Source organism: Shewanella sp. MF05960 (genome assembly GCF_050849305.1).
Taxonomy (GTDB): domain Bacteria; phylum Pseudomonadota; class Gammaproteobacteria; order Enterobacterales; family Shewanellaceae; genus Shewanella.
Map to the genome: position 1 here is coordinate 26,786 of NZ_JBOZPS010000018.1, position 12,058 is coordinate 38,843.

The 12,058-nt window shown below is 39.8% G+C and carries 9 protein-coding genes; 2 read left to right on the top strand and 7 right to left on the bottom strand.

The window, feature by feature from the left end:
- Window positions 1-69: 69 nt before the first annotated feature.
- The 3 genes from ACROAE_RS16350 to ACROAE_RS16360 all read right to left on the bottom strand — a co-directional run bounded on the left by ACROAE_RS16350 (window position 70) and on the right by ACROAE_RS16360 (window position 3,418).
- Window positions 70-1,383, bottom strand: coding sequence for an ATP-binding protein (locus tag ACROAE_RS16350; protein ID WP_432403668.1), 1,314 nt, complete (start codon window positions 1,381-1,383; stop codon window positions 70-72).
- 323 nt (window positions 1,384-1,706) lie between these two features.
- Window positions 1,707-2,639 carry a nucleotidyl transferase AbiEii/AbiGii toxin family protein gene (locus ACROAE_RS16355; protein ID WP_432403670.1) on the bottom strand — a complete coding sequence of 311 codons (933 nt, stop codon included), beginning with the start codon at window positions 2,637-2,639 and terminating at the stop codon, window positions 1,707-1,709.
- 5 nt (window positions 2,640-2,644) lie between these two features.
- On the bottom strand, window positions 2,645-3,418 hold the full coding sequence (locus ACROAE_RS16360; protein WP_432403672.1) for a type IV toxin-antitoxin system AbiEi family antitoxin domain-containing protein: 774 nt from the start codon (window positions 3,416-3,418) through the stop codon (window positions 2,645-2,647).
- Window positions 3,419-3,864: 446 nt separating this feature from the next.
- On the opposite strand from ACROAE_RS16360, the gene ACROAE_RS16365 reads away from it, so the two are divergent.
- Complete coding sequence (locus ACROAE_RS16365) at window positions 3,865-4,971, top strand: Fic family protein (RefSeq protein ID WP_432403674.1); 1,107 nt, start codon at window positions 3,865-3,867, stop codon at window positions 4,969-4,971.
- An 8-nt stretch (window positions 4,972-4,979) separates the two neighbouring features.
- Here the strand turns inward: ACROAE_RS16365 and ACROAE_RS16370 are convergent, their stop codons facing one another.
- On the bottom strand, window positions 4,980-5,321 hold the full coding sequence (locus ACROAE_RS16370; RefSeq protein WP_432403676.1) for a hypothetical protein: 342 nt from the start codon (window positions 5,319-5,321) through the stop codon (window positions 4,980-4,982).
- A 104-nt stretch (window positions 5,322-5,425) separates the two neighbouring features.
- Between ACROAE_RS16370 and ACROAE_RS16375 the strand changes: the two genes are divergently transcribed.
- The gene (locus ACROAE_RS16375) at window positions 5,426-6,724 is read left to right on the top strand and encodes a restriction endonuclease (RefSeq protein WP_432403678.1); all 1,299 of its coding nucleotides are present in this window, start codon (window positions 5,426-5,428) and stop codon (window positions 6,722-6,724) included.
- A gap of 529 nt (window positions 6,725-7,253) precedes the next feature.
- Here the strand turns inward: ACROAE_RS16375 and ACROAE_RS16380 are convergent.
- The 3 genes from ACROAE_RS16380 to ACROAE_RS16390 form a co-directional block, all read right to left on the bottom strand.
- The gene (locus tag ACROAE_RS16380) at window positions 7,254-8,570 is read right to left on the bottom strand and encodes an anaerobic C4-dicarboxylate transporter (RefSeq protein WP_432403680.1); all 1,317 of its coding nucleotides are present in this window, start codon (window positions 8,568-8,570) and stop codon (window positions 7,254-7,256) included.
- A 223-nt stretch (window positions 8,571-8,793) separates the two neighbouring features.
- Window positions 8,794-9,996, bottom strand: a complete 1,203-nt coding sequence (locus ACROAE_RS16385; protein WP_432403682.1) for a winged helix-turn-helix domain-containing protein — start codon at window positions 9,994-9,996, stop codon at window positions 8,794-8,796.
- Between the two features lie 424 nt (window positions 9,997-10,420).
- Window positions 10,421-11,566 (bottom strand): hypothetical protein, encoded by a 1,146-nt coding sequence (locus ACROAE_RS16390; RefSeq protein ID WP_432403684.1) that lies wholly within the window; start codon window positions 11,564-11,566, stop codon window positions 10,421-10,423.
- Between the last annotated feature and the right edge of the window lie 492 nt (window positions 11,567-12,058).

A 12,058-nucleotide genomic window follows, 5' to 3' on the forward strand; every position in this document is an offset into this window, starting at 1 on the left:
AAGGTAAACTTATTTATTAATCAGCCATATAAATTACGGGTTACACAATTTATGAGTAGTAACCTAACGTTACCATTTTGTCGGTAAATACTGAGTGTAATATAACGGCATTACGATATGTTCTTTCTCTAGAGCTGAAGATCCTTGTGTTCCGGTAAGCTTGAATGTTTTGCTTGGATTGCATTTTTCGATATATGACGTAAGAGATTTAGCGCGCGTACGTTTACCACTTTTGACTTCGATAGGGAAAATGGCGCCTGCATCATTAGTCACAATAAACTCTATTTCTGCTCGAGCATCATTCCAAGAGTAGCTAGGGTCAACCCCCATAGCAGTCAGTTCTTGCTGAACAAAATTTTCGGCTATATACCCTTTGTACTCATAACTTTGCTGTTTTATTTCTTTATAACTACTGCCAAGCATATGGCTGAGTAGACCTATATCAAACATGAATAACTTAATCATATTATCTTTTTTGTAAGCGGCAAGTGGTGATTTAGGCGTCCCTTCAATCGGATAGTTAGCCAGTGCCAAGCGACAACGAAGTAACCAATGAATCGCGTTTTCAAAATCGCTATAACGTGATTTACGTTGGTGGACGTTTTTGAATTTAAAGCGCTTAACCGACTCATCCATCACGATAGAGAGTTGTGCAGGGATGCTACTAAACACGGATTCAATCAAAGTCGCATCAACTTTACCTGCGTATTTACCAAAATCTCGTCGGTAACCTTCTATCAGGTCAGCATGTATTTTCGATACCTTTGCAACACGTTCTAATATGCTGGCATCTTTATATTGATACCAAGCAGCCACGGCCTCTGGCATACCACCGGTAAAGAAATAATCAGTGAGTTTGTCCATCAGTATGTTATGTGCGGTCGTCGAACTTGCTTGGGTGTCAAATGCCTTAATTAGCGCAGTTTCTTCAGAGGCATAAATAAACTCTTTGAACGTTAACGGACGTAAAAAGTACTGTTCAACTTTGCCTACAGGAAAAGTATTTAATAAACCAATGTTTGATCCACTTGCCGCGACAAAGTAAGTCGGGGCTTTTTCGGCGAAATATTTGAGTGATGTGACAGCACGCTCACACTCGCCGATTTCGTCAAGAATAAGTAAGTCTGTTTCTGGGTTAAAGCTCTGGCCGGTGATCAGTTCAATGTTTGTTAATAACTCGTCAGGTGCGAGTGAGCTTTCAAATGCCTCTTTAAAAGCAGGGTTTTCTAGAAAGTCGATACGAAGCGTATTGGCGAATGTTTTACCAAACAGTATTTGCAGGAGAAACGTTTTACCCGTTTGGCGAGCACCATCAATCAGTAATGGCTTACGCTCCGGTTGGTTTTTCCACGTCATTAATGAATTGAGTAAAGTACGTTTCATAAAGCCTCTAACCGGCGGTAATCAATGTTAGTGGTCATTATAAACATAAAATCACGTATAAGTTACACTTTTATGCGCGTAAAAGTGCGCATTGGTTACACTTTTATGCGCATAAAAGTGTGTTTTGTCTACTGGGCTGCGCGTTAAGTGACGTAATAAGTCGTCGGTTATATCAAAAAATAGTTAAAGCCAGCCGCGGCTATCGTCATCCGACATTTAGCCCAGTTTGTGGCGTTGTTGATATGAATGCTGCCGTCATTCCTTTAATCGTGCTGGGCAATAAAGGGAATAAATTGCAATTTTCAACAAATTGAGTGCTTAAATTAAACTGGAGTTGCGGGCTTGGTAGCAAGAACTCTTTTAAGCCGGTCATAAGCATATGCATGCTTATCTGGAGGCATCTTAGTTAAGTTTTGTTGCTTCCAAAGTATGGCGGGTAATTGTTCAACTCCGGAAAGTCCAAGCAGTGACCAGTTGGGTGATCGGTTTTTGAATGACAATAAGAATGCTCGCTCTTCTCGTGTTAGCGAGATGTTTATTATTTTCACTAACTGTTCCCGTGCAGCCTCAAGCTCTGTCTGTGGGATATCGTATTCAGCCATGTTAATAAATTCACCTCGATACACATCTGAGATGTCTTTAAAATGAGGATTTAGTAGTTCGGCGATTGGACGAGGGTGACTTATAATATATACCAGTAGTGCTTTACGCAGTTCATCGGTAAGCCCTTCGTTATCAAGTAATTGCTTTATGTCGAAAAGATCTCTTGGATGTTGGCGATCGAGCGCCGCACAAATCTTACCCGCATACAGATCGGCAAAGCTCACAACTACCATTTCAGCAAAACCAAATTCATCTTCAACAGCTTCATTCACAGAAATGAGTTTTGACTCGTAAACTGTCCCACGTAGAACTGGAGAAAGCTCTATTTTAATTTGAACACCATTTCGTTCTACTAATAGACGTAGCGCATCAATTTTATCTTGGTATGAACGAATAACGCGGGTGTTATCGATGCTGTTTATAATGGATGAAGCCAATGTATCTAAGTTATTTTTAATTGTCAGTAAGGCTTGTTGCCTTGCCATCATGGGCAGGAATACCAGATCAATATCAACGGAAAGCCTTGGAAAGTCACGTACAAACAAATTGATTGCCGTCCCTCCTTTAAGAGCAAAACAATCGTGCTGGGCAACAAAGGGAATAACTTGTAGTAACAGTTGGACCTGTCGATAGTATTGGCTTTTTCTATCCATCTTGGTTACATCTCCTTGGGTATAGTGATTTGCCAAGTTGGCTCTAGTTTGCCGTTTTGTGCGATAAGTCGCTTGCCTGTTCCTAGGTCATATTGTTCAGGTGTCAGATACTTAAGCCAGGCATGTTGTTGTCTATTTGCCAGCCAAAGAAATAGCCGTTTAATTTTGATGCTGCAGCAGGCTTTAAGTAAGACATCCAACTTACGTGGTGAAAGGTTGCTCAACCCCTGCATAATTTGATCCGCGTGTTCAAAACTAGTGTGTTGGGGCACTGTGGTTAAGAGCTCAAGAATCGCTTTTTCTGGACAAGAATAAAAAAGCGGAGGGAGTGCTTCTCTCCACGTGTTTTGTCGTAGATATTGACTATTGAGCATCAGTGTTTCTGGCCATATACGTTTTGTGCCATGCCATTCAAACTCTGCTGAAATATCGATTCTGTCCAGCCAGCGAGGTAATGCGGAATTAGAATAAAGCTGTATTTTAGGTTTATCGCCGATAGACACATAATGCCCTAAACCTTCAAGCTCTAACGCTGTTAAGCCGCCCACATGAATAGGACTATCTGACATACGTTGTACAGAAGCAACAAGACCTTTCCAGGAGAGATTTGCCTCCAGTCTTACATAAACCCCAGCGGTGAGGGGAATTAAAGTTCGGCTACGTACAGCATTGTCCAGAAAGTGGAGGCTGAGCCCTTGTGCTTCAAGCCATGGTTTTGTGGCTACCATATCCAAAGGCAGTGCATTCTGTAGTTGTGTTCTGGCTTTAGTATTCAGCATGTTCGACTATCGCATCTGGTTTGATTAGGCTTAAATATACGTTGATTATTGACGTGTTTTGTTCATTATTCAAACTTTATTATCTATAGAAGTTTAAGTTTTGTCATTTGCACGTTAATCATTGCCGTAAAAGTTTAGTTTCTCAAACTGATTTTTTACTTTTTCAATGTTAGTTTAGGGCTAGCAAGGTGTGGTGATACAGATAAATCAGTCAGTTTGGATGTCATTAACTTGCTATCGCTTCGGGGTTGTTGAGTCGGTAAATGATTATACCGAAATGGCTGTTTAACGTGTTATAGAGGTGACTAGTACTGTTATGAGGCAATTAATTACACTTATTCGCCTCATAGTATGAGGCGAATAAATTGCTATTTGCCTCATTTGATGAGTAGAATAGCTTAGTGTTCGCATCAAAAAATATTTTAGTCAGTTAAATAGAGGTCATTATGTGGATTTGGCAGCAACAACAATGGCCAGAGTTTGTATGGGATAATACTCGTATAAGTGCATTATTGAGGCAAATTCAATTTAACCAAGGTTTGCTGCTGGGTAAAATAGGTTCTGAATCCGCTAGTCAATGGACACTCGATACCATGCTGGCCAATATTGTTCATTCAAGTGCTATTGAAGGTGAAAAGCTTAACGCATTTTCTGTCCGTTCCTCTCTGGCGAATAAGCTTGGCGTGAGTGAAGAAAAACCTTATCCCACCACGACGCAAACTGATGGTTTAGCAGATATCACCTTCGATGCGCTACAAAACTGGCAACAACCGCTGAGCTTAATGCGGATTCTAGATTGGCATGCAATGTTGTTTCCAGAAAACCAAACTGGGTTTAATCCTGTTGTTGGCGGTAAGTTATGTGGTAACGAGCCTATGCAAGTGGTATCGGGCCGTTTAGACAAACCTACTGTTCATTTTGAAGCGCCTCCTCGAGATACGCTAGACCAAAGTTTAACGGAGTTTATTGAGTGGTTTAATCAATCACGAAAACAGGCAGATCTTGATCCGCTAGTACGAGCGGCCATCACTCATTTGTGGTTTGTCACCTTGCATCCGCTTGACGATGGTAATGGACGTATCACCCGTTTGCTCACCGATTTAGCACTAGCGCAAGCTGAGCATCGCTCGATTCATTTTTACACAATGTCAGTTAGTATTCTTGAGCGACGCAAAGGCTATTACGCAATATTAGAGTCTACCCAGCAAGGTGGCTTAGATATCACACCTTGGTTGCTGTGGTTTTTAGACACCTTAAATGACGCTATTCAACACACGCTCAATATCATTGAGCAAACTACTGCTAAAACCCAGTTTTGGCGTCAAGTTGATCAACACTTACTCACTCCAGCGTTAACCACAGAACAAGTGAAAGTGCTCAATAGGTTACTCGATGGTGACTTTAATGATGGGATAAGCAGTAGCCAATATCAAAAAGTCGCTAAAGTCAGCCGCGCCACCGCCACCCGACATTTAGCTCAACTTGTGAATCAACAGTGTTTGGCCAAGACTGGCGCAGGTGGTAGAAGTACAAGGTATATGTTGGCGTTGTGAATTTGGTCTTAGATTAAAAATTGTCTGAATGATATTTTGCTTGCGCCAACCATGTTTTGAAATGTAAGCGTATTTATTTCTAAACAGACCACATCCTTATTTTGTCTGATTTTAAAGCCATTCAAATGATCAAAAAGGTACAACCTATCTACTTTTAACCAGTTTAAGTTGTTATCATTTTTTAGAAGCAAATGAATATAAGGCAAGTTGGGCGATTTTATCTTATTGATTGGTATTTCTAGCCACCATACTGGCTTTGCTTTATTCACATTAGCAAAGTGAGTGTTTGACGTATTAAATACGGCGTTAAAATTTCTATTTGCAAAGTCTAGCGCTTCATTCTTGTTCATGTTTTTACCTAGAAATAAACCAATAAAGTATAACAATAACATTGTGTTATTGTTGCGTCACTGTAGTATGGTTACTCATAAAGCATTGTTGTCTGTTGGTGAATATGGAAATTCAGATTGGTGATGTACTTAGATATAAAAAACCAGCTACTGCTGAAAATATGATTGAAGATGGATACCTAAATTTTCATTTTCTTACGCAGTCGCTAGATGCTAAGAATCTTCAACTAGAGAAAGGCATTAATGCGTCAGCAAAAATTAAAACTGACTCTGGCGAGCTAGTTCGTCCTGCAATACTGATTTCTAGTAGTCCAAATAAAAAAGGTTCATCAGAAACACCGTGGGAAGATTTCTACGATGTTGATAACGGTCATATTCGTTATTTCGGTGATAACAAGGAACCCGGTAAAGATCCAGCTACGGCACTCGGAAATAAAGCATTACTTGAAGCATTTCGTTTAGCACATTCACATTGTCCACAAGAACGCTCATTAACACCGCCAATTTTATTTTTTAAACGTGTTGTAATAAACGGCGTTGCTAAAGGCTACCCTCAATTTCAAGGACTAGGCGTAATTAATAGTGTTGAGTTAGTGACTCAATGGGATAACAAACTCGGACGAACTTTTACAAATTATGCTTTCGACTTCACAGTGTTATGCATTGCTACTGAGCATGAAAAGTTTGAATGGGATTGGATCAACAGTCGACGACAAAAAGCGTTCTCTTTAGATATCACTAATCAAACAGCTCCTAAGAGTTGGCGACGATGGCTTAAAGAGGGAAGTAATTCACTCAATAAACTACGCCGACGAGTTTCAAAATTACGCCTTGAAAAGGCTGCAAATCAGAAGCCTATACCTGGTAGCGAAGCCGATAAAATACTAAACGAAATTTATTCCTTCTATGCAGATAAAAAACACAGTTTTGAGGCTCTAGCTGAGGTGATTGCTGAACGCGTTATTGATAGGGATTTAGGTGTTTATCAAAAAGGTTGGGTGACCCAGGGCTCGAGTGACGGCGGCGCAGATTTTATCGGTAAGGTCACCCTTGGCAGCGGATTTTCTAAGGTCGAATTGATTGTATTAGGCCAAGCTAAATGTGAGTCATTAAATGCTCCAACTGGCGGAAATCATATCGCACGCACCGTTGCCAGATTAAAGCGAGGTTGGCTCGGCGTATATGTAACAACCAGCTATTTTTCTGACGCTGTACAGCGAGAAGTGATTGAAGATAAATATCCCATCATATTGATTCATGGGCTCAGAGTGGCCGAGGAAGTCAATCAAATGGTGTATGAAAGTGAAATGTATTTGAATGTTCATGAGCTTTTAACCGCGATGGATACAGTGTATCCATCGCGGTTAAAGCAAAGGCAAGCTGAAGAAATTTTAAATTTATAGGTTTTCAAGGCGTTTTGATACTTATCAAAGGTTATTAACCTTAGTATCTTCAATCTCTTGAGTATATGAATCATTACACATGCTATTACCTCCAATGAATTTATGTCTATTTTGGCCTGAGAGTCTATGGACTATGAGTAACATTAGCTTCTGAAACATAGGACGAGGTGATACTGAGGTTTATTCCCCAGATTGATTAAGATGAACCTGCTAGAGCCAACCATATCGGCATAGGCAACTGTTGAAAACAGGATGTTTTTGTCAAGCCCCCATGGATGGGTTTACGGCGTGTCGCAGAGGGCGATATGGTGAGCGGATTAACCCATGAACCTGTCGATAACTCATCAGATAATTTTAGTCTTTTAGGTCTTCGTTTTTAGCTCTTCGGTCTTTAGGTTCTCAATGATTAAAAACAATAATGGCAGCCACGTTGGCTGCCATTATTATTGATGCTAGTGACTCTTTTGGTCAATTTACTAGCGGTTTACCGATTTTTGTCTAACGTTCAAAGCCAAATTACAAGCCAAGGCTAGTTAATAGCCATCGATATAAAGTAACCCACAAATGTTGCGGTTACTACGCCAATAAAGCCTGGAATGATAAAGCTGTGATTGAGCACGTACTTACCAATATGCGTGGTGCCGGTTCTGTCGAAACTGATTGCGGCCAAATCACTTGGGTAGAACGGGAAGAAGAAGTAGGCATAACACGCTGGCAGGACACCAATTAATACTGGTGCTGGAATGCCGAGTGAATACCCTAATGGCAACATAATGGTTAATACTGCTGCCTGGCTTTTTAAGAAGATTGATGACACAAACATCGCGATAGCAAATGTCCATGGATACACGCTAACAATGTCGCTCACCGCGCTCACCAAATAGGTTTTATGGTGCTCAATAATGGTGTCACTCATCCAGGCAATACCAAAAATAATGATTACCGCGGTCATACCGGCGGTAAACACATTACTGGTGGCAATCTTTTTAGGCGATATATTGGTTGCGAGTAATATGACACCACCAACAGACAGCATCATAAATTGAATCGCGACCGACATGCTGACGCCAGCAGGGAGCAACTCCTTGCTGAACATGGCCACTATGATAACGGCCAGAATACCCAGTAAGAATACGATTAAGCCTTTCTTAGCGGTTGATTGTGCTTGTGGTGTTTCGGCATTGTCATCTTGTGGATCGATTAACGCCTCACGAAAATCAGCATCGGTTAATCGTGCCTGAAACTCTTCATCTTTATCTAAATCTTTACCGCGCTTTAAGCTCCAGGTACAGGCCACAAGCAAACCAATTAAGGTTGCTGGAATGGTCACCATAAGCACATCGATTAAGCTGATATCAAGATTATTATCAACAGCTGTAGCTAATACTACCGCAGCGGCTGCCGCTATGGGGCTGGCGGTAATGCCCATTTGCGAGGCGACTGTCGCCATTGCTAGAGGACGTTCAGGGCGAATGCCTTTTTTGTATGAGACATCATAAATAACAGGTAAAAGTGGGTAAACTGAATGGCCAGTACCAACCAGAACGGTTAGAAAATAAGTACATAGTGGGCCTAAAAAGACGATATGTTCAGGATGTTTGCGTAATATCTTCTCAGCGAATTTGACTAATAGGTTTAAGCCGCCGGTTGCCTCTAGTGTTGCCGAGGCCGCGACCACCGCCAGAATAATCAGCATTACGCTTATGGGTGGAGCACCTGGTGCAACACCAAATACAAATGCCAGTACCGATACGCCTAAGCCGCCCAATAAACCAAAGGCGATTCCGCCGTGGCGGATGCCAACGAATATCACCGCTAATAACAGCAGCATGTGTATATAAAACATCGTGTTTTCTCCCCGCGTAGGCTTTATGTCGGTTGTTATTATTTTTAACCTTTTGAAGGTATCTCACAACGAATTTGAGGTTAGTGACTTAACTCAAGCTATTGAGTCGGGGATGGTAATAAATGTTTAAAACGTGAACAACATTACATACAACCGGATGTATTGTGTTGAGTCACTTATTATTTGGTGAGGGCGAGCTGTGTTGGGCGTTCAGAGGGGGCCGTTAAATACCCTGTTGACTTGCTTTGAGTAACATCTGGGCAATCGTTTTATCGTTACATTGTAATAGCTGCCAACGTTGGCAGTTGTTGAATTGAGTGTAGTGTTCAATCGCTTCAATGAGTGCAGAAACCAAATGCGCCTTGTCATGTGGCTCATCATGCTGGTTCGTTAATATTTGGGTTTCAATGTGCAGGTTTTGCAGTAACAAGCATTGGTTTTTACGGTCGGCTTTTACATCCACGCGTCCAATAAAGCGGTCGCGCCATAAAATGGGTAATGAGTAATAACCGTATTGGCGTTTAGCCTCAGGCACATACACCTCGATTTGATAGTCAAAACCAAACCATTGCTTAAGTTTTTGCCGTTGAATGACTAAATTATCAAACGGATTAAGCAGCCACACTTTGTTGGGAATGGTGCTGGGGAGTGTGAGCTTGGGCTGATAAAAATAAACTTGGTTGGTGTGTAGAACGGTAAAACTGGCAATATCGCCTTGCTCACACATTTGCGCCAAGGTCTTGGTCAGTAATGGTTTAAGGCCTTTACGTAGGTACTGAATTTGCTGCAAATTGCCAAAGCCATGGGCCATTAAATAACGCTTAATTAAATGCTGAGCAAACTCGCTGTCGCTGGGCACGGTGGTATCTATATGGTTTGGTAAAACGCGCTCGGTTAAATCGTAAACCTTTTGAAACTTATCACGCCTAGCCACCATTAACTCGCCTTGAATAAACAATTGTTCAAGCGCTTTTTTAGCGGGTTTCCAATCCCACCATGATCCATTTTTAGCATCCGCATTATGTGTAAATTGACTGGCTTTGAGTGGCCCTTCGGCTGTTATGCGGGCTTTTACCTCGCGCATGACTTTATGCTCAGGCTCAAACCAATGTTTATCGCCTTGTTGTAATTGTTGTTTGCGATACAAACTAAAACGATAATCATCTATGGGCAAATATGCCGCCGCATGGGACCAGTATTCAAATACGGTTTTATCGTTCATAGCCTCGTCAAGCATGGCAGGAGAGTAATCTGCTAGGCGATTGTGCAACACATGATGATGTGCGCGCTCGACCACATTAATAGAGTCTATTTGCACATAACTTAATTGCTGCATTAATTCTGATAACGACCCTAAAGGCTGCAACAAACCTTGCTGCTGCATACTTAGCTGTAACCATTGTGTGACAGAGTAAGGGTTGGTCATTAAGAGCCTTTATTGAATGCGGTAAGCGAGTTAAAACACGGTGATAGGCCATTGTAGGCCAACTTTTATAGCAGAGTACACCAGCGGTTGATTATAAGATTGCTGGATGTTGGTAGTAAGAGTTAATCATTGTGTGAGTTGTTCTTACGCGCTATGGCGTGTCAATCTTGGTTTAACGGTTATAGCGTGTAAAGCTGGATTGTTTACACATTATAATAGTTCAGTACTGGCTGAAATAACCTAGGAAAAAACAAACATTAAGCCCAGCAAATGCTGGGCTTAATGTTAATGCGTTCAGGTTGAGAGTCTATTCTACATTTTGGATCTGAATGTTGCTTGTTACTTTTAGTTATTGTAAATCAACATTTTAAGTTTATATTTTTGTTGTTTTAATATTTACTCACCATTTTACCCACCGATCTGTTTAGTTAAATAAATTATTTATATATTTCTCAACTGTAGTTTTTTGTTCCTCAGCCTCTTTTTGGGCACGCTTAAAGTTTTTAGTTTTCAACGTTATGCTTTTATTGGCGCTTTTATTACTTCTTCTGTAAGTTCTTTGTTTCCAGGCTTTATATATTTGCTCTATGACTTCTTTTTTGCTTATCGAACAATCTTCTTTTGTAATACTTTTTGTTGATACAGAAATAGCCTTACTCTTGTCAAAATCCCCAACTAATGTAACGGGGCTAAATACGCTTATATGTTCAAAAGACATTAATGAATCTGTTTTGGAAGATACTAACTGCGGTTGATTAAACTCAATGTGGTCATTGTCTGCTGTAAGCAGATTTGCAAGGTTCTGAGATGGACTATTTGAATTTATATAAGGTGACGTTGGGATGACGGACAATTCGAAATTATTACCATAATCATGTGATAGTGTAGTTTTTTCAATAAGGTGTGGTTTGAAACCATCTTCGATAGCATCAAAGCTTGCAATAATTGCGTTATATTTGTCCACAGTATTCATTGGACGGAAGCAGTTTTGTTGAAGCTTTTTGCTTTCTAGGTGATTCCAAATCCATCTGCATTGCTCGTCATCAGAATTACTAATCCATTTATAGCTTTCTGTATTGAAGATGTAAGTGCTCCAGATGTGTTTTATTTTGTCGATCAGATCAACTTTATCCTTATACTCTAACGGGCAAATAATTAACCATTCTGTCAAATATTTTTTACATTCAACCTGATTAGAAGGAGCTCTATTTAGATAAATATCAAGTAGATCATCTTTGGGTTGTGTCTGGAAAAATGCATGTAAATATGTAAACACCCAAAAACATAGTCTTGGCTTACGTTCGTCTAACCAAGATAAATCGATTGTTCTAAAGAAGTCATTGAACTTACTTCTGACAGAATCTAAGTCTGATAATTCACGCCCTTTAAAATTATGTAGACGTCCTAACAGGTTGGATTTTACTATCTCAATAGCATACATCGACAGTGTCAAAGGAGGTAAGTAATATATAACTTTTAACTTAGCGACTTCATGATAAACCCAATTAGACTTAGTTTCATCTTTAATGACTTCACTCAGCCACTCTCTTAATACAATTATTTGGTTCATATTTTGTGCTACTTTTTTGGTATATAAATAGTGAGTAAATGTATCATACTCGATTTTTAATCATCGTTTATATGATTTTTAAATGCATTTATATCATTATATTTCATATTTTTTATGATTTATTTTAGTGTTTTTATTGATGTTTAAATGAATCTATATGTATATTTATTGGCTATTTTATCGTTGAATAATCGTAGCATTAAATTGCAGTTTTCATTGTCTTCAATGGGCTTTGGTGTTTTAAGGTGTATGATTTAATTACAGAGTGATAGATTGTTTTTGTCAAACAGTTACTTCGATTGTTTTTATAATAGGTTGCATTGCTACAGGGTCTTTAACTGATATCGAAATGTCGGTTTGTTAATACTACAACTACTACATAGCTGTTCATTAGTATGTGAGTAGTGATAAGTAACTAGCCATCACCATTAAAGTGATGGCTTTAGATAATCAATATCTCTAAATTAATACAGGTAAGACAACTCCTATGAA